This is a genomic window from Xanthobacter versatilis (genome assembly GCF_043193975.1).
GTDB classification, from domain to species: Bacteria; Pseudomonadota; Alphaproteobacteria; order Rhizobiales; family Xanthobacteraceae; genus Xanthobacter; species Xanthobacter autotrophicus_E.
Window position 1 is genome coordinate 80751 of record NZ_JBAFVB010000007.1, and the last position, 18839, is coordinate 99589.

The 18839-nt window shown below is 69.8% G+C and carries 16 protein-coding genes; 6 read left to right on the forward strand and 10 right to left on the reverse strand.

The genetic code is table 11. The annotated features are described in order from the left end of the window. Positions 1-249: 249 nt before the first annotated feature. From truB to V5F66_RS14850, 7 genes are all read right to left on the reverse strand, one after another. On the reverse strand, positions 250-1341 hold the full coding sequence (gene truB / locus V5F66_RS14820; protein WP_011995949.1) for a tRNA pseudouridine(55) synthase TruB: 1092 nt from the start codon (positions 1339-1341) through the stop codon (positions 250-252). Next, complete coding sequence (rbfA, locus tag V5F66_RS14825) at positions 1338-1793, reverse strand: 30S ribosome-binding factor RbfA (RefSeq protein WP_394094135.1); 456 nt, start codon at positions 1791-1793, stop codon at positions 1338-1340. The genes truB and rbfA overlap by 4 nt, the downstream gene beginning before the upstream one ends. 310 nt (positions 1794-2103) lie before the next feature. Then, positions 2104-5355: a translation initiation factor IF-2 gene (gene infB, locus V5F66_RS14830; RefSeq protein WP_394094136.1), complete on the reverse strand. Its 3252-nt coding sequence runs from the start codon at positions 5353-5355 to the stop codon at positions 2104-2106. After that, entirely contained in the window at positions 5352-6071 is a 720-nt protein-coding gene (locus tag V5F66_RS14835; protein WP_011995952.1) for an RNA-binding protein, read from the reverse strand. Before V5F66_RS14835 ends, infB begins: the two co-directional genes overlap by 4 nt. A gap of 28 nt (positions 6072-6099) precedes the next feature. Then, positions 6100-7695, reverse strand: coding sequence for a transcription termination factor NusA (nusA, locus tag V5F66_RS14840; protein WP_011995953.1), 1596 nt, complete (start codon positions 7693-7695; stop codon positions 6100-6102). Continuing rightward, the gene (gene rimP, locus V5F66_RS14845; RefSeq protein ID WP_394094137.1) at positions 7695-8555 is read right to left on the reverse strand and encodes a ribosome maturation factor RimP; all 861 of its coding nucleotides are present in this window, start codon (positions 8553-8555) and stop codon (positions 7695-7697) included. Before rimP ends, nusA begins: the two co-directional genes overlap by 1 nt. Positions 8556-8932: 377 nt before the next feature. Beyond that, a complete protein-coding gene (locus V5F66_RS14850; protein ID WP_394094138.1) occupies positions 8933-9439 on the reverse strand; it encodes a universal stress protein in 507 nt (168 codons plus the stop codon). Positions 9440-9766: 327 nt separating this feature from the next. Between V5F66_RS14850 and V5F66_RS14855 the strand changes: the two genes are divergently transcribed. Beyond that, complete coding sequence (locus V5F66_RS14855) at positions 9767-10228, forward strand: GlcG/HbpS family heme-binding protein (RefSeq protein WP_011995956.1); 462 nt, start codon at positions 9767-9769, stop codon at positions 10226-10228. Between the two features lie 163 nt (positions 10229-10391). On the opposite strand, the gene V5F66_RS14860 is transcribed toward V5F66_RS14855, so the two are convergent. Then, positions 10392-10982: a malonic semialdehyde reductase gene (locus V5F66_RS14860; RefSeq protein WP_394008310.1), complete on the reverse strand. Its 591-nt coding sequence runs from the start codon at positions 10980-10982 to the stop codon at positions 10392-10394. Between the two features lie 257 nt (positions 10983-11239). On the opposite strand from V5F66_RS14860, the gene V5F66_RS14865 reads away from it, so the two are divergent. From V5F66_RS14865 to V5F66_RS14875, 3 genes are all read left to right on the forward strand, one after another. Continuing rightward, positions 11240-12523: a pyridoxal phosphate-dependent aminotransferase gene (locus V5F66_RS14865; protein ID WP_394094139.1), complete on the forward strand. Its 1284-nt coding sequence runs from the start codon at positions 11240-11242 to the stop codon at positions 12521-12523. After that, positions 12520-13623, forward strand: a complete 1104-nt coding sequence (locus tag V5F66_RS14870; protein WP_394094140.1) for an AbrB family transcriptional regulator — start codon at positions 12520-12522, stop codon at positions 13621-13623. Before V5F66_RS14865 ends, V5F66_RS14870 begins: the two co-directional genes overlap by 4 nt. A 97-nt stretch (positions 13624-13720) precedes the next feature. Then, complete coding sequence (locus tag V5F66_RS14875; RefSeq protein WP_011995960.1) at positions 13721-14131, forward strand: DoxX family protein; 411 nt, start codon at positions 13721-13723, stop codon at positions 14129-14131. A 127-nt stretch (positions 14132-14258) separates the two neighbouring features. Here the strand turns inward: V5F66_RS14875 and V5F66_RS14880 are convergent, their stop codons facing one another. Next, positions 14259-14930, reverse strand: coding sequence for a M48 family metallopeptidase (locus V5F66_RS14880; protein WP_394094141.1), 672 nt, complete (start codon positions 14928-14930; stop codon positions 14259-14261). A 148-nt stretch (positions 14931-15078) separates the two neighbouring features. Beyond that, positions 15079-16500, reverse strand: a complete 1422-nt coding sequence (locus V5F66_RS14885) for a polyhydroxyalkanoate depolymerase (RefSeq protein ID WP_393999722.1) — start codon at positions 16498-16500, stop codon at positions 15079-15081. Between the two features lie 218 nt (positions 16501-16718). Between V5F66_RS14885 and V5F66_RS14890 the strand changes: the two genes are divergently transcribed. Both V5F66_RS14890 and V5F66_RS14895 read left to right on the forward strand, forming a co-directional pair. Beyond that, entirely contained in the window at positions 16719-18053 is a 1335-nt protein-coding gene (locus tag V5F66_RS14890; protein WP_011995963.1) for an ActS/PrrB/RegB family redox-sensitive histidine kinase, read from the forward strand. Between the two features lie 82 nt (positions 18054-18135). Next, a complete protein-coding gene (locus V5F66_RS14895; RefSeq protein ID WP_011995964.1) occupies positions 18136-18690 on the forward strand; it encodes an ActR/PrrA/RegA family redox response regulator transcription factor in 555 nt (184 codons plus the stop codon). Positions 18691-18839: the final 149 nt, after the last annotated feature.

Genomic DNA, 18839 nt, shown 5'->3' on the forward strand with positions numbered 1-18839 from the left:
CGCAAGACGCATGCCGCATTGTATGCAATGCGCCAGATACGCTCAGCTCAGCAAGGTTCGCCCTTTTGGTGCGCGCAGTCCGGTCCGACGTTTACGGGTCGTCATGGCCGGGCTTGACCCGGCCATCCATGTGGTTGGGCCGCGCGGAAGGCTCCGAACGGAGCGACCAGCGGCATGGCGTGGATGCCCGGCACAAGGCCGGGCATGACAGGGGTGAGGGATGCCCCTTTTTGAATTGCCAAACAGGCTTCAGCGCTTGCCGCGGCGCGGGGGCTTCTTGTCCTTCTGGCCCCAGTTGAAGACGCGGTGGGGGAAGATCTCGCCTGCGTCCACGTCGCCGATGGCGATGAGGGCGCCCTGGCAGGTAATGGCCGCATGGCCCTGCACGATGGGCGCGTCGCGCCCGCGCAGGATCACGCTCTGGCCGCAGCGCAGGCGATGGGCGTCGGGTGGGGTGACGGCGATCTGGGGGATCTCCTCCAGCGCCAGCGCCACCGGGTCGAGGGCGTCCATCAGGGCTTCCTCGCCGGCCTCGGCGCGCTCGCGCATCTCGTCGAGGGGCACCAGGTCCTCTTCCAAGAACGGGCCAACGCAGGCCCGGCGCAGGGCCGAGACGTGGCCGCGCGCGTCCAGCATGCGGCCGAGGTCGCGGGCGATGGCGCGCACATAGGTGCCCTTGCCGCATTCGGCTTCCAGCACCGCATGGTCGGCGTCGGGCCGCTCCACCAGCTCGATGCGGAAGATGGTGACCGGGCGGGGCTGGAGCACCACCTCCTCGCCCTCGCGGGCGAGGTCATAGGCGCGCTCGCCGCCGATCTTGAGGGCCGAATAGGCCGGCGGCACCTGCATGATCTCGCCCCGGAAGGCGGCGAGCGCGGCGACGATGTCCGCGTCGGTGGGGCGATGGTCGGAGGTGACCACGGCCTTGCCCTCGCTGTCGTCGGTGTCGGTCTCGACGCCGAAGCGCACCGTGAAGCGGTAGGTCTTGCGGCCGTCCATCACGTAAGGGACGGTCTTGGTGGCCTCGCCGAAGGCGATGGGCAGGCAGCCGGAGGCCAGCGGGTCCAGGGTGCCGGCGTGGCCGGCCTTGCGGGCGCCGAAGATGCGCTTCACCACCGCCACCGCCTGGGTGGAGGTCATGCCCGTGGGCTTGTCCAGCAGCACCCAGCCGTCCAGGTCGCGCTTGGGCGCGCGCGGGCGGTTGTCCTGCTCGCGGGAAGCGCGGGGGGCTTCGGCACCGTCCGGCAGGGCCTGAGCGGCGGTCGCATCGGCCGCGACGGGGGCGTCAGCCTCGGCGGCGAGGATCGGGGCGGCGGCGTCGGCAGCAAAGGGGGCGGTCATTCGGCGTCGGTCTCTTTGTCGGTGTCGGTGTTGGCGTCCGGGGACGTGTCATCCGAGGAGGTGTCATCGAGGTCGCGCACCACCTTGGGCGAGCGCAGCAGGGCGTCCATGCGGGCACCCTCGTCGAACGAGGTGTCCGCGCGGAAGCGCAGCTCGGGCACGGATTTCAGCTCCATGCGGCGGCCGACCTCCAGGCGCAGGTAGCGGGCATTGGCCGCCAGCGCCTTGATCACCGGGGTGATGTCCTTGCCGCCGAGGGGCATGACGTAGCAGGTGGCGATCTTGAGGTCCGGCGACATGCGGACCTCAGGCACCGTGATGATGTGGGCGGCGAGCACCGGATCGGTGATGGAGCCGCGCTGGAGCACGTCGGCCAGCGCGTGGCGGACAAGCTCGCCCACGCGCAGCATGCGCTGGGAGGGGCCGCCCCCCGTGCGGGTATCAGGTTTCATGGGTCTAGAATGCCTTTGCGGGTGCCGGGCTTTGGCTGGACCGTGGCCGGGGCACCTTCTCCTTCAAAAGGGAGCGGACGGGTTTGGACCGTGCCGCTCCGGTTGGTTCTCTTCACCCTCGACGCCTTGCGCCTTCTTTCGCTTGCGGAGCCCGCGCGCGGAAGAAGGGAGCGGGCTGCGGTGGTGCCGCCGGCACCGTCGTCAGACGGTCCTGCCGGCGAAAGCGCCTTCCCCCTCCCAACCCTCCCCCGCAGGCAGGAGAGGGCTCAACCCCTTGACGGGAGAGGGATTTGGCGACCTGTCGCCCGCCTCACAGCGAGCGCTGGATCACCTCGACGCGATAGCACTCGATCACGTCGCCGGCGCGCATGTCCTGGTAGTTCTCGAAGGACATGCCGCAATCCTGGCCCGCATGCACCACGCTCACCGCATCCTTGAAGCGGTTGAGCGTTGCAAGCTTGCCTTCGTGGATCACCACGTTGTCGCGGATGAGGCGGACATGCTGGCCGCGTTCCACGTTGCCGTCGGTGACGGTGCAGCCGGCCACCTTGCCCACCTTGGAGACCGCGAAGATCTCCTTGATGAGGGCGTTGCCCAGCATGGTCTCGCGATTGATGGGCGCGAGCAGGCCGCTCATGGCCTTCTTCACGTCATCCACGAGGTCGTAGATGATGTTGTAGTAGCGGATCTCGATGCCCGCCCGCTCGGCCGCGTCGCGCGCTTCCTTGTTGGCGCGCACGTTGAAGGCGATGATCGCGGCGCCGGAGGTTTCCGCCAGCGTCACGTCACTCTCGTTGATGCCGCCCGCGCCCGAATGGATGATGCGGGCCTGCACCTCGTCGTTGCCGACCTTCTCCAGGGCGCCGATGATGGCTTCCACGGAGCCGGACACGTCACCCTTGATGATGAGGGGGAATTCCTTCCGCCCCGTGGCCTTCACCTGGCTCATCATCTGCTCGAGCGAGCCGCGCACGGTGGCGGACCGCGCCGCCGCCTTCTCGCGCTTCTGGCGCTGGCGGTAGTCGGTGATCTCGCGGGCGCGGGCTTCGTTCTCCACCACGGCGAGGCGGTCGCCCGCCTCCGGGGTGCCGTTGAAGCCCAGCACTTCCACCGGCAGGGACGGGCCGGCCGTTTCCACGTTGGCCCCGGTGTCGGAGATGAGGGCGCGCACGCGGCCCCATTCGGCGCCGGCCACCACGATGTCGCCGACCTTCAGGGTGCCGCGCTGCACCAGCACGGTGGCCACCGGGCCGCGACCGCGGTCGAGCTTGGCTTCCACCACGGTGCCTTCGGCCGCACGGTCCGGATTGGCGCGCAGGTCGAGCAGTTCCGACTGGAGCGCGATGGCCTCGAGCAGCTTGTCGAGGTTGAGCTGCTCCTTGGCGGAGACCTCCACCTCGAGCGTGTCGCCGCCCATGGATTCCACCTGCACTTCATGCTGAAGCAGCTCGGAGCGCACGCGCTCAGGCTTGGCGCCGGGCTTGTCGATCTTGTTGATGGCCACGATCAGCGGCACCTTGGCGGCGCGCGCGTGATTGATGGCTTCCACCGTCTGGGGCATCACGCCGTCGTCGGCCGCCACCACCAGCACCACGATGTCCGTCACCTTGGCGCCGCGGGCGCGCATGGCGGTGAAGGCGGCGTGGCCGGGGGTGTCGATGAAGGTGATCTTGCTGCCCGAGGGTGAAGTCACCTGGTAGGCGCCGATATGCTGGGTGATGCCGCCGGCCTCGCCGGAGACCACGTTGGCCTTGCGGATGGCATCCAGCAGCGAGGTCTTGCCGTGGTCGACGTGGCCCATGATGGTCACGACGGCCGGACGCGGCACCAGGCTTTCCGGGGCGTCGGGCGTGTCGAACAGGCCCTCTTCCACGTCGGATTCCGAGACGCGGCGCACGGTGTGGCCCAGTTCCTCGGCGATCAGCTCGGCGGTGTCGGCGTCGATCACGTCGGTGATCTTCACCATCTGGCCCTGCTTCATGAGCATGCGGATCACGTCCACGGCCCGCTCCGACATGCGGTTGGCGAGCTCCTGGATGGTGATGGTCTCGGGCAGGATCACCTCGCGGAGGATCTTTTCCTTGCTCTCCTGCGCCCGGTGTCCGGTCATGCGCTGGGTGCGGCGACGGAACGAGGCGAGCGAGCGCTGGCGCTCGTCGTCGCCGGACAAAGCGGTGACGAGGGTCAGGCGGCCACGCTGCTTTTCCTGGCCGGCGGGGGCGCGAGGCACCTTCACCGGGGGGGCGACGCGCGCGCCGGGGCCGCGACGGGCGGCACGGCGCTCCTCGTCCTCAGATTCGGCGGTGCCGGCCGGACGCGGGGTCAGCGGCCGCGCGGTGGTGGCGGCAGCGCCCGCTCCGGCGGTGCCGCCGGTGCTCGCGCCGGCGCCGGCCGGACGGTTGCCCTGCTCCTCGCCGCCAAAGCGCTTGCGCGCTTCCTGCTCGGCGCGGCGCTTGCTCTCGTCTTCCTGGGCGCGGCGGGATTCTTCCTCGCGCTTGCGGGCTTCGGCGGCCTCGCGCTCGGCGCGCTCGACACGCTCGCGCTCGGCGCGGCGACGGGCCTCTTCCTCGGCGGCGCGGCGCTCTTCCGCCATGCGCCGCTCTTCCACTTCGCGGACGCGGGCGTCGGCGAGGGCGCTGGCGCGGGCGTTGCGCTCTTCCTCGGTCAGGGTGCGCAGCACCACGCCGGAACCGCCGGGACGCTGCTGGGCGCCGGGACGGCCGGGAGGGCCACCGGCACCGGGACGGCGATCGGCACCGGGGCCGCCGGAGCGCGGCGGCTGGCCGGGACGGCCGGGAGGGCCACCGGCGCCGGGGCGCTGGGAGCCCTGCGCGCTGGAATGGGACCCGGGACGGCTGGAGGCGCCGGCGGCGGTCCGCGGACCGTCGGAGCGGCCGCCCGTGGACTGGCCGGGACGCGCCGAAGCCGGCTTCGTCTCGGACGCAGCCGGAGCGGCAGCCCTGGGGGCAGCCGGCTTGGGCGCGGCAGCCTGAGGCGCAGGAGTCTGGGGTGCAGGCGCCTGGGGCGCAGCGGCCTCGGGCGCCGCCGCCGTGGGGGCGGGCGGAGCAGGCTCGGCAGCCGCCGGAGTGGGCGTCGCGACAACGGGGGCGGACGCCGCAGGCGCCTCGACCACCGGAGCGGCCGGGGCCTTCGCCTCGACGGGCGCGGCAACCTGGGGCGCGGGGGCTTCCGCAACCGGGGCCGGGGCCACGGGGGCGCTCACCGGAGCCGGGGCGACCGGGGCCTTCGCCTCAACCGGGGCCGGGGCGGGCGCGACAGGCGCGGGAGCAGACGCTGCGGACGGAGCAGCGGCGGGCGCAGCCGGGCGCGGCGCGGCCGGTGCCGCTGCCGGAGCGGCCGGTGCCGCCTGCCCGGTACCCTGGCCGGCTGCTTCGCCGGGGGCGATGACGCGGCGCTTCACCTTCTCCACCACAACCGCCTTGGAGCGGCCGTGGCTGAAGCTCTGGCGCACCATGCCCTGTTCCACCGGGCGCTTCAGCGTGAGCGTCTTGCCGGTGGCGGGATGCAGCGTCTTGTCGCCTGGGGTCTTCGTATCGTTCATTCCGTATCCGTTCCTTGCATCCGACCGGTTACATGCGCGTGACCCTCGCCCTGCCCATGCTCCTCGGTGCCGGACGTACCCGTCCGCCAGCGCAGGAGCTTGTGGCAGCGCTCGAGAAACCCTTCCGTCGTCGGATGCGCGAGCAGCGCCGCATGTACCACATTTGACCGCCCCAACGCCAAGTCCAATTCGATGCCGGTAAAGCAATCGACACTGGACACCTGGCGGGCGCCGGCATTTTCGACCTGGCGCGTGAGGGCCTTGAGCTTGCGCACCCCGTCCGGGCGTGCGTCCTGGGCGTGCAGGAGGACCCGCACGTCACCGGAGGCGAGAGCCGCCTCCACCTTCGTCGTGCCCGTCACCACCTTCCCGGCCTTGTTGGCCAGGGAGAGGGCGCTGCGAGCGTCCTTTTCCAGCAATGTATCCACGAGATCGGCAAGGTCGGGCGACGTGGTGCCCTTGCCCTTGAAGGCGCGGCCGAAGACCTTGCGCTTCAGCGCGGTCTCGAGGTCCGCGCGGGTGGCGCTGATCCAGGCGCCACGGCCGGGCAGCCTACGGGTGATGTCCGGGACGATCGCGCCGTCCGGCCCCATCACGAAGCGCAGCATGTCCGCGACCGGGGTGACCCGCCGGGTGGCAAGGCACAGGCGCGACAGGGGCGCCCGCGCCGCCGCAAGGCTGCGCAGTCCCTCGTCCGTCTCGTCCTCGTCCACCATAGCGGGCACCGTGTGTCATCTCCCAGTCTCAGGCTTCGCCGGCGGCGGCGTCATCGCCATCCGCAGCGGGTTCGTCTGCCTCGATCCAGCCGGCGGCGACGCGGGCCTGCATGACCAGGGCCTCCGCGTCCTCGCGGGACAGTTCGAAGCCATCGAGGGCGCCGGCGTGGCGGACGGTCTCGCCGTCCTTGCGCTCGGTCCAGCCGATGAGGTCATCGGTGGCGCAGCCGGCCAGGTCCTCGACGCTCTTGATGTCGTTCTCGCCGAACGCGACCAGCATCTTGGAGGTGACGCCGGGCACGCTCTTCAGGTCGTCGTCCACGCCCAGCTCGATGCGGCGGGCGTCGAGCGCCTCTTCGACCTCGGCGAGGTGCTTCAGGGCACGGGCCTGCAGCTCGGCGGCGGTGTCCTCGTCGAAGCCCTCGATGGAGGCAAGCTCCTGGAGCTGGACGTAGGCGATCTCCTCCACCGAGGTGAAGCCCTCGGAGGTCAGCAGCTGGCCCATCATCTCGTCGAGATCGAGGGCCTCGGCGAACATCTTGGTGCGCTCGGCGAATTCCTTCTGGCGCCGCTCGCTTTCCTCCTGCTCGGTCATGATGTCGATGTCCCAGCCGGTGAGCTGGGTGGCGAGGCGCACGTTCTGGCCGCGGCGGCCGATGGCCAGCGACAGCTGGGCGTCGGGCACCACCACCTCGATGCGCTCGCGATCCTCGTCGAGCACCACCTTCACCACCTCGGCGGGGGCGAGGGCGTTGACGATGAAGGTGGCGATGTCCGGGTTCCAGGGGATGATGTCGATCTTCTCGCCCTGCAGCTCGTTCACCACCGCCTGCACGCGCGAGCCGCGCATGCCGACGCAGGCGCCGACGGGGTCCACCGACTGGTCGCGGGAGATGACCGCGATCTTGGCGCGGGAGCCGGGATCGCGCGCCACCGCCTTGATCTCGACGATGCCGTCGTAGATCTCGGGCACTTCCTGCGCGAACAGCTTGGCCATGAACTGGGGATGGGTGCGCGACAGGAAGATCTGCGGCCCGCGCGGCTCGCGGCGCACGTCGTAGACATAGGCGCGGATGCGGTCGCCGGTCTTCACCGTCTCGCGCGGCAAAAGCTCGTCGCGGCGCAGGATGCCTTCGCCACGGCCGAGGTCCACCACCACGTTGCCGTATTCGACCCGCTTGACGAGGCCGTTCACCACGTCGCCGATGCGGTCCTTGTATTCGTCATACTGCCGGTCGCGCTCGGCCTCGCGCACCTTCTGCACGATGACCTGCTTGGCCGACTGGGCCGCGATGCGGCCGAAATCGAACGGGGGCAGGGTGTCGGCGATGGTGTCGCCCACCTGCGCCGCCGGGTTGTGGCGCCGGGCGCCGTCCAGGGTGATCTCGGTGGCCGTGTTCTCCACCTCGTCCACCACCAGCAGATGGCGGGCCAGACGCAGCTCGCCGGTCTTGGCGTTGATGTCGGCGTGGATGTCCGTCTCCTGGCCGTAGCGCGAGCGCGCGGCCTTGGCGATGGCGTCCTCCATGGCGGCAATCACGATGCTGCGGTCGATGGACTTTTCCCGCGCGACCGCATCGGCGATCTGCAGCAGTTCCAGCCGGTTTGCGCTGACGGCAACCATCAGTGCGTCTCCTTCACGGTGCTGGCGTTGGCCGAGGACGCGGCCGTTTCCAGGCCGGCCTTCTTCTTGGCGTTGGATTTCTTGGGCGAAGCCTTCTTGCCCTTGGCCTTGCGGCCCACGAGCTTGTTGCCGCCGTCCTTGCGCGAGGGGCCCTTGTAGGGCGCCGCCGGCTGGGCGGTGGCCTCGGCGAGGGCGTCGTCGGCGTCATCCTGGTCCGGATCACCGGCGTCCACGCCGGTGGCGTCCCCGTCCTCGCCGTCGAGGAAGGCTTCCGCCTCCTCGTCGATGGCCTGGCCGGCAGCCTTGGCGGCGCGCAGGGCCTCGCGGATGAGGGCGTCGGTGAGCATGAGCTTGGCGTCGTGGATGTCGGCCACCGGCAGGCGCACGGTGGGCTCCTCGGTCGCCGGCGCATCGAGGCGGCGGACCACGGCGATGCCGTCCTCGGCGCCGATCAGGATGCCGCGGAAGCGCTTGCGGCCGTCCACGGGACGGGCCATCTCCACCTTCACCTCATGGCCGGCCCAGCGGACGAAGTCCGACTGGCGCACCAGCGGGCGGTCGATGCCGGGGGAGGACATCTCAAGGCGGTAGGCGCTGGAGATGGGGTCTTCCACGTCGAGCACCGGAGACAGGGCGCGCGAGGCGGCCTCGCAATCGTCGATGCTCATGGTGCCGTCGGGACGCTCGGCCATGATCTGCAGCGTGCCGCCGTCGCGGTTCGTCACCTTCACGCGGACAAGCCGGTAGCCGAGCGCGCCGAGCACGCCGGAGGCGATGGCGGCCACGCGGGCGGCCACCCCGGTTTCGGTGATGAGGCGCGGCTCGTTGGGATCGTCGAGCACGGCTTGGATCTCGGTCATGTCCCTCCAGGACAGCTGAACTGCGGCCGGTCTCGGCCGGTGGGCACGCGGCGGTTCGGCACCGGCGCCCGGATAGTGCGCGAGAGGCGAAGCCGACCCGGTGGAATGGACCTGGCCGGCGGATCCGTCTCTCAGTTCTCCCCCTGCGGCCCGGCAGCGAACTTTCCGACGAGGCCGGATAAGCAGAAACGGAGCGGGTCCCGGTGGGGACCCACTCTCATCACCTTCGACTGCGATGGCGCTGAGGCATCCCTCATCAGGGACGGCGCTAATATAGACGGAAATGCCAAAGGCGCAAGCGCAGCGTCAGGGTTTCCCTGCGCGCGGTTGCGCTCAGGTTTCCCAGCCAGGTTCGGGGCGGCGCCGGCTCCCCGGGCTCAGGCGATGGCGTCCAGCTCGGCGTCGGTGAGCGCGCCGGGCACGATGGTGATGGGCACCGGAAACCGCGCCGCGTGCCCGGCCGCCAGCACGGTGACCAGCGGGCCGGGGCCGTCCTTGCCGACACCGGCCGCCAGCACCAGGATGGCGATGTCGTGATCCTCCGCGATCGTCCGGGCGATGGCCTCGGCCGGGGACCCTTCCTTGATCACCAGCTCGGGCGAGATGCCGGCCACCTGGCGGGCGCGGGCAGCGAATTTCTGCAGCCGCGCCTCCATATCCTCATGGGCTTCCGCGCGCATGAGGTCGGCGACGCCGAGCCATTGCTGGGCCACGCCCTCCAGCTCCAGCACGCCGAGCAGGACCATGCCGCCCTGCGTGCCGGCGGCGCGGCGGGCGGCGAAATAGATGGCGCGGTCGCATTCGGGGGTGTCGTCCACCACCACCAGGAACTTGCGGCGGTGGCCGGGTTCCCGGCTGCGGCGCGGCGTTGCGCTCGTGGTCATGGCAGGGGCCGGCGCGGCGCCGGGCGGACCGGGGGATGGGAAGGACGGCGCATTCATAAGGCCCAGATGGGGCGCCGTTGGGCGCGAGGAACCGGCAGACCCGCCCATGGTGCCACGCCGGGATGGCGGAGGGGGAGGAAAATGTCGGGCGTGGCCGATCGTAACGGCGCGCGGCACCGGGGCACGGCAAAGCGGCGCGGCAAGACTGCATTGCCCGTCACGGCGGCGCTTCGCGATTCAACCCGGTGCGAATCTGCTCTAAAGACGGGCCCTCGGTTCCCGCAAGACCGCCGGCCGCGCGGCCGGCATGCCGGCAAGGAGAGGCCCATGACCAACACGGCGACCAGCACAGCCACCGACCTCAGCCTGGAGGCGGCGCAGACCATCGTCACCGCAGCGCTTGCCCACGCCCGCGCCGGCGCCATGAACCCGCTCGCGGTGTGCGTGCTTGACGCCCGCGGCGCGCTCAAGGCCTATGCGGCGGAGGACGGCACCAGCCTCAACCGCGGCGAGATCGCCCGCGGCAAGGCCAATGGCGCGCTGGCCCTCGGCATGGGCTCGCGGTCCCTGTTCAAGCGGGCCAAGGACCAGCCCTTCTTCATCTCTGCCGCCACCTCGGCCATCGGCGGCTCGCTGGTCCCGGTGCCGGGCGGCGTGCTGATCCGCTCGGCGGCGGGCAGCATCATCGGCGTGGTGGGGATTTCCGGCGATACCTCGGACAATGACGAGGCGAGCGCCCTCGCCGGCATCACCGCCGCCGGCCTCGTGGGCGACCCCGGCCAGGACTGACCAGCCAGAACTGAGGACGGAAAAAAAGGCCCGGCGCGATGATGCGCCGGGCCTTTTCATTCATACCAACGGTCCCGGTCCTTGACCGGCGCCGAGAGGATGTCGCTCAAACGCCGTGCGGGCTTATACCCATGCTGATGGGTCAATCTCGGCGGCGTGGGTATCAGACGATCTGCGCGGCGTCGGCGAAGGCGAGGCGCGGCAGGCGGGGCATCACCTTCTCCGGATCGCCGTGGCCGATGGCGGCGATGAAATTGGTCTTCACCGTGCCGCCGGGGAAGAATTCAGCATCCACCTTGGCCGCGTCGAAGCCGGACATGGGACCCACATCCAGCCCCAGCGCCCGCGCCGCGAGGATGAGATAGGCGCCCTGCAGCGAGGAATTGCGGAAGGCGTGGGGCTCGATGGCCGCCGGATTGTTCACGAACATGTCGCGGAAGCCCGGATTGTGCGGGAACACTTCGGGAATCTTGTCGTGAAAATCGAGGGCGTAGCCGATGAGGACGATCACCGGCGCCGCCAGCGCCTTCACATTGCCGGGCGACAGGGCCGGGCGCAGGCGCTCCTTGGCCTCTGGGCTGGTGACGAAGACGAAGCGGGCAGGCTGGGTGTTGGCCGAGGTGGGGCCATATTTGACCAGATCATAGAGCGCGCGGATCTCCGCCTCGCTCACTGGCTGGTCGGTCCAGCCGTTCTGCGAGCGGGCTTCGAGGAACAGGCGGTCGATGGCGGCCTGATCGATCTTGGTGGTCATGCTGAAATGTCCTTGGGGCAGCCGTGGCGCGCCGAGAACCTGATGCCGCGCGTCCCGGGTCGGGGAGTGTCGTCCTGGACGTAGGACGGCGCGGGCGGGGGTACAATGGCCCGGCTTGCAAGTACGTCCTTGCAGTGGTGCACGCGGGCTGGCATCAGCGCTGCTGATCGGTTCTCCACTGCAATTGATGGGTGCTCCGCCGCCGAAGCCTCTATAAGTCGCGGCCTGTCCCGATCGCCCCGTTCCGCGAGCCTGCCATGAATTCGCGTGCGTTCCCTGCGCCTGAAAATCCGTCCGCCACCCCTGAGTCTTCCCACCTGCCGCTGACGCCCGTCGGCGCGGGGGAAGACCCCTATCTGGAGCGGGTGCGCGACCATATCCGTACCCTGCCCGAGAGCGGCATCGTCGAGGTGATGAATTACGGCCGCGACCGGCCCGGCATGATCCCGCTGTGGGCCGGGGAGGGGGATGTGGCCACACCCCCCTTCATCTGCGAGGCCGCCGCCACCGCGCTGCACGCGGGCGAGACCTTCTACACCTGGCAGCGCGGCCTGCCGGAGCTGCGTGGCGCCATCGCCCGATACATGGCGCGCACCTATGGCATTCCGGAAAATCCGGACCGCTATTTCGTCACCGGCTCGGGCATGCAGGCGATCCATATCGCACTGGCCATGACGGCGGGGGCGGGGGACGAGGTGATCATTCCCTCGCCGTCCTGGCCCAATGCCGCCGCGGCGGCGCAGAAGGCCGGGGCGCGGCCGGTGTACGTGCCCTTCGCCTATGGCAAGGACGGCTTCAGCCTCGACCATGAGCGGCTGGCGCAGGCCATAACGCCGCGCACCCGCGCCATCTTCCTCAACACCCCGGCCAATCCCACCGGATTCGTGGCCACACACGACGACCTCAGGGCGGTGCTGGCGCTGGCCCGCCGGCACGGCCTGTGGATCATCGCCGACGAGATCTACGGCCGCTTCTATTATGGGGATGAGCCCCGCGCCCCCTCCTTCCACGACGTGATGGACGAGGGCGACCACATCCTGTTTGTGCAGACCTTCTCCAAGAACTGGGCCATGACCGGCTGGCGCGTGGGCTGGATCGAGGCCGACCCGCGGCTGGGGCAGGTGATCGAGAACCTGATCCAGTATTCCACCTCCGGCGTCGCCGCCTTCATGCAGCGCGGCGCGGTGGCGGCGCTCGATCAGGGCGAGGATTTCGTCGCCCAGCAGATCGCCCGCGCCCGCAAGGGCCGCGACCTCGTCGCTGACGCGCTCATCGCCACCGGAAAGGTGGATCTGGTGAAGCCGCCGGGGGCCTTCTACCTGTTCTTCGGCATCGCGGGCCGGAGCGACGTGCGCAGCCTCGGCCTGACCCTGGTGGACGAGGCCAATGTGGGCCTTGCCCCCGGTACCGCATTCGGTCCCGGAGGGGAGGGCTTCATGCGCCTGTGCTTTGCCCGCGGCGATGCCCAGCTCGCCGAGGCGAGCCGCCGCCTCGTGGCCTGGCTCACAGGAGACGGGCAGACGGGAGCAGGCGCGGCGTGAGGCCTCTTGCCTCCCACCTGCGGTCGGCCGTCGCGGCGGCAATAACTTTGGGGGCGGGCGCGCTTGGTGGCGGCGTGTTCGCCGCCCTCGGCCTGCCCGCAGCCTGGATCTCCGGCGCGCTGGTGGTGTCCATCGCCCTCGCCGTGGCCGGGGTGCGGATCGCCGTGCCCGAATGGATCCGCTTCCTCGCCTTCATCGTGCTCGGCACCTCCATGGGCACGGCGCTGACGCCCGAGACCTTCGCCCGCGCCGCCACCTGGCCCATCAGCATGGCGTGCCTCGGGGCCAGCGTGCTCGCCACCATGGCGGGGGGCGCCCTGTTCCTCAATCGCGTCGCCGGCTGGAGCCGGGAGACCGCGTTCTGGGCCTCCGCCCCCGGCGCCTTCGGCACCGTGGTGGCCATGGCTGCCGACACCAGCGCCGACCTGCGCAAGGTGGCCTTCGCCCAGGCCCTGCGCCTGTTCCTGCTGGTGGCGGCGCTGCCCAATGTGCTGGGCGCCACCGGGCTCACGGCCGGCGGCCTGCCGCCGCCGCCCCATGTCTCGACGGCGGTGGAGGTGGCGATCCTTCTCGGCGTGTGCGTCACCACCGGGCTCGGCGCGGCCTGGCTGAAGGTGCCGGGCGGGCTCATCCTCGGGGCCCTTGCCGGCAGCGCGGCGCTGCACGCCACCAGCCTCTCCAGCGCCGTGCTGCCGCAGGCCTTCATCGTGCCCGCCTTCGTGGTGCTGGGGGCGAGCGTGGGGGTGCGCTTCCTGGGCACCACACTCGGCACCATCCGCGCCTATTTCTTCGCCTCGCTGGGGGCCTTCCTGGTGGCGGTGAGCATCTCCACCCTGTTTGCGCTGCTGGCGGCCTGGCTGACGGGGGATGACCTCGGCAAGCTCGTGACCGCCTTCGCCCCCGGCGCGCTGGAGGCCATGACGGCGCTGGGCTTCGCGCTGGGCTACGACCCGGCCTTCATGAGCGCCCACCATTTGTTCCGCTTCGCCGGACTTTCAGTGGCCCTGCCGGTGGCGGCGCGGCTGCTGTTCGCGGCGGTGGAGGAGGTGGAGGAGGTAACGCACCACGCCGGTCCGCCGGAGGGTGAGCACACGAAATAGTGTTCCGCTGCGTCAGTCCGGCGCTTGCCCGTGCGCGCCGTCCGCTCCTAACAGGACTTACCTTTTGCCATCATGGCGGTAAGTAAGGAGAACGGGTTTGCGTATTCTGGATGATCTGGCGCTGCTGGCGGGCCGGCTGCTGATGGCCTCCCTGTTCCTGCCTGCGGGTATCGGCAAGATCGGCAACGTCGCTGGCTTCGCGGCGAGCCTGGCGGCCAAGGGCGTGCCCATGCCGACCCTGATGACCTATCTGACCATCGCGGTGGAAGTGGGCGGCGGGCTGCTGCTGATCCTCGGCTTCATCCCGCGCATCGTGGCGGTGGTGCTGGCCGGCTTCGTGGTGATCGCCACCGCCACCTCGCACATTTTCTGGCTGATCCCGGACCCGGCCGCAGCCGCCGGCCAGCAGATCCATTTCTTCAAGAATGCGGCCATCATCGGCGGCCTGCTGGTTTACTTCGCCGCCGGCCCGGGCCGCTTCGCCCTCGGCCGCAAGGAATGGAACTGAGGGCCAGCGGGGCTTGATCAGGACCTAGAGGGATTTCCGCGCGCCCCGGCTTACGGAAGCCGCTCTAATGCCTTGCGTTGAAGCGTTTTCCTCCCGCGAACCGGTGTCCGCTTCGCTCGAAAACGCCCTAGTCCCCACCGTAGCGATGGAGGTCGGAGCCGTGGCGGCGCAGCCAGGCCTCGGCCTCCCGGCGGTTCGGGCACACCTGCTCCACCAGCCGCCAGAAGCGCGGGCCGTGGTTCATCTCCAGCCGGTGGGCGACTTCGTGGGCCGCGAGGTAGTCGAGAACGAAGCGCGGCGCCATCACGAGCCGCCACGAGAACGACAGGTCGCCCTGCGCCGAGCATGAGCCCCAGCGGCTCGCGGTATCGCGCAGGGTGATGCGGCCCACCTCCACCTTCAGCGCGCCTGCATAATGCCTGACCGCTGTGGCCAGCGCCTGTCGTGCTTCCCGCTTGAGGTAGTCCTGCACCCGCCGGGCGAGATGGGGAGCTTCTCCCGCCACATGCAGGGCGGGCTGGCCATCGCCATCCGGCGCCACCCAGACCGTGCCACGCGCCTGGGGGCAATGGACGATGCGATGGGGTGTGCCGTGGAGCGGGATCAGCGCGCCGGGCTCGAACAGCACCTTCTCCGGCAGGCGCACGAGGCGCACGCGCACCCATTCGCGATGGCGCTGCACGAAATCGCGGGCGAAGGCGAGGGGCACGTGGGGCGGGGCGGTGAGTGTCACGTCCCGCGCGGCGGCCCGGACCCTGAGGGTGAGCCGGCGCGCCTGGGGGTTTCGACGTACCGCCACGCGCAGGGGTCCGTCATCGAGCAACAGCTCAATCCATTCAGCCGCCCGCTGCGCGGGCGGCTTTGGGTCCTGACGGCGAAACAGCATGGCGGCAACCGTGGCGACGTTACCACCGCATCTTCCCCTCAAATGGCTCTCCCTGCCAGTGCTAAGTCGGAGCAACCCGGGGATAAAAGGCGGTCACATTCTTGTTGAGGGCAAACATGTCCGGGCCGTCCTCAACCGCCTCGGGCGCCGGCCGTGCGCTGGTCACATGGTCGGTGGCACCGCGGGGCAGTTCCTGGGACAGGATGAAGTCGGCGATGCGCGGGGCGATCTCCGAGCGGAAGCGCGAGCCGTTGAACACGCCGTAATGGCCGACGCCCGGCTGCTCGTAGTGGGCGCGCTTGTCCTCGGGAATGCGCGGGCAGATCTTGTGCGCCGCCTTGGTCTGGCCGATGCCCGAAATGTCGTCCTTCTCGCCCTCCACCGTCATCAGCGCGACGCGGTGGATGGCGTCGGGCTTCACCGGCTGGGAATGGTGCAGGATCTCACCCTTGGGAAGGGCGTGGGTGATGAACACGTTCTCAACCGTTTCAATATAGAACTCGGCCGTCAGGTCCATCACCGCCAGGTATTCGTCGTAGAAGTCACGGTGCTTCTCGGCCGAATCGCCGTCGCCCTGCACCAGATGGTGGAACAGGTCCCAATGGGCCTGCAGGTGGCGGTCCAGATTCATGGACATGAAGCCGTTGAGCTGCAGGAAGCCGGGATAGACCTCCCGCATGGCACCGGCATGGGGCCACGGCACGGTGGTGAGCACGTGGCGCTTGAACCAGTCGATGCCGCGATCCTTGGCCAGGGCGTTCACCGCCGTCGGCGCCTCGCGGGTGTCGATGGGGCCGCCCATGAGAATCATGGACTTGGGCACGAAGGGGTCTTCCTCCGCCTCCATGCGCGCCACCGCCATCATCACCGGCACCGCCGGCTGGCACACCGCCATCACATGGCAGTCGCCGCCCATGCGATGGAAGATGGAGATGAGGTAGTCGACATAATCCGACAGGCTGAAGCGGCCCTCGGTGAGGGGCACGAGCTTGGCATCGACCCAGTCGGTCACATAGACATCGTGGGTGGGCAGCATGGCTTCCACCGTGCCGCGCAGCAGGGTGGCGTGGTGGCCGGACACCGGGGCCACGATGAGCAGGCGCGGCTGCGGCCCGCGCGGCGGATATTCGAACGCGCGCTCGAAATGCAGCAGGTTGCAGAACGGACGCTGCCACACGGTGTTGATATGCACCGGCACCTTCTGCCCGCCCACGGTGGTGTGGGTGATGCCCCAGTCCGGCTTGCCATAGCGCCGCGTGGTGCGCTCGAACAGCTCGCAGGCGGCAGCCATGGACTTGCCGAGGGTGGTGTGGGAAACCGGATTGATGGGGTTGTTGAGGACCGCCCGGCTGGCATCCGCCACCGCCCGCGACGGGTTGAGCGCAGCGTAACCCATCTCATACATCCAGTAGAGCGGGGTCGACAGGCCGACGTCACCCTGGCGGGGTAAACGCAGCGCGCTCGCGAACTCACCGATTGCCATCTGCGCTCCTCACGATTAGTGCGCTCCGTTACGGGTGGCGCCTTCCCCAAAACGTGAGCGCACTTGCAGGTTTGGTCAATGCCGACAAAAGACATAGAGTCCGCTTCGCGCAAGCTTATGGTATCTGGGCCACTATTCCCTAACGTCACTTTGGCGGGCGGGCGGGTTCCATGCTGCGCGGACTGCCTTCAAGCCGCTGATCGGAAAGGCGCTCTCTCATGAGCACCGCCTTCGTCACGCCGCCCCACGGCCGCTCCTTCGGGCTGCGCCTCGACACGCTGATTCGCCTGCGCTGGCTGGCGGTGTCCGGACAGATCCTGGCCCTTGTGGTGGTGAACCTCGGGCTCGGCTTTCCGCTGCCGCTGACCCCGTGCCTCGCCGTCGTGGGCCTGTCGGCACTGGTGAACGTGCTGCTGCGGGTGAAATATCCGGTGGCCCGCCGGCTCGGGGATGCCGCCGCAGGGCCCCTGCTGGCCTACGACGTGCTCCAGCTCACCGCTTTGCTCTATCTGACGGGCGGACTGAAGAACCCGTTCGTACTGTTGTACCTCGCTCCGGTCATGATCTCCTCCACCGCCCTGTCGTGGAGCACCACGGTGCTCCTGGGGGTGCTCGCGGTAACCTGCGCCGGGACGGTGGGCCTGTGGGCGCGGCCGCTGCCGTGGGCGGGCGGCAACCTGCCGGTGCTGCCGGACCTTTATCTCGCCGGCATCTGGGTGTCCCTGTCGGTGGCGGTGGGCTTCATCGGCCTGCACGCCTGGCGAGTGGCCGAGGAGGCGCGGGAGCTGGCCGACGCGCTCGCCGCCACCGAGCTGGTGCTGGCGCGCGAGCAGCACCTGTCCGCCATCGACGGCCTTGCCGCCGCCGCCGCCCACGAACTGGGCACGCCGCTGTCCACCATCGCCCTGGTGGTGAAGGAGATGCAGCGCGCCATGACCGCGAATGATCCCCTCGCGGAGGACGTGGCGCTGCTGCGCGATCAGGCCAACCGCTGCCGCGACATCCTGCAGAAGCTCACCTCCTTGAGCTCGGGCGACGCGCCGTTCGACCGCATGCCGCTTGCGCATCTGCTGGAGGAGGTGGTGGAACCACACCGCAATTTCGGCATCGCCATCAACGTCCAGGTCAAGGACGATCCGGACGCCCCGGTGATCGCCCGCAATCCCGGCCTGCTCTACGGCCTGGGCAACCTGGTGGAGAATGCGGTGGATTTCGCCGCCACGCGGGTGGATATCAGCGCCCAGTGGAGTTTCGCCGGCCTCGACATCGTGGTGGCGGACGACGGGCCGGGCTTTTCGCCGGAGGTGAGCGGGCGCATCGGCCAGCCCTACGTGACATCCCGCGCCCGCGACCGCTTGGAAGAGGACGGCGAAAGCGGGCTCGGTCTCGGCTTCTTCATTGCCAAGACCCTGCTGGAGCGGACCGGGGCGACCCTGAGCTTCCAGAACCGCTTCCCGCCCGAGACCGGCGCCGTCATCCGCATGCATTGGCCGCGCAAGGCGCTGGCCATAGAGACGGATGAATACGCGACAAAGGGACGCGGATCAGATTAATCTACCGGGCAGGCGGCGTAGAAAGCCGCAGCCAGTTCTGTTCGTAACCGGCCCTGCCGGAACTGGATTTGAGGAAGACGTTATGAATGAGACGACGCCGCCCGACGTAGGGGAAGACCGGTCGGTTCTGATCGTGGACGACGACCGTTCCTTCCTGCAGCGCCTCGCGCGGGCCATGGAAGCGCGCGGCTTCGAGGTTGCCACGGCGGAGACGGTGGCCGACGGCCTCGCCCGCGTGGAGGCCTCGGCTCCCGCCTATGCGGTGGTGGACATGCGCCTCGGCGACGGCACCGGGCTCGACGTGATCTCGGCGCTCAAGCGGCACCGGCCCGGCGCGCGGGCCATCGTGCTCACCGGCTACGGCAACATCGCCACCGCCGTGACGGCGGTGAAGCTCGGGGCGGTGGACTATCTGGCCAAGCCCGCCGATGCCGACGACGTGGTGGCCGCGCTGCTCGCAAACGCCGACCACAAGCCGATTCCGCCGGAAAATCCCATGTCCGCCGACCGGGTGCGGTGGGAGCATATCCAGCGCGTCTACGAATTGTGCGGCCGCAACGTCTCCGAGACCGCCCGCCGCCTCTCCATGCACCGCCGCACCCTCCAGCGCATCCTGGCCAAGCGCGCGCCGCGTTAGGGCAGGGTGGGGGCTGGGACGACCCCTCCGCTAAACCGGCGCTGGTGTTCATGCCCCGGCGCTCTGCCCCCTCCCCAACCCTCCCCGCACGCGGGCGAGGGGGCTGACTGGTGCGGGAGAGGGCGGAGAGCGAGGGGGTGGAGAGCGAG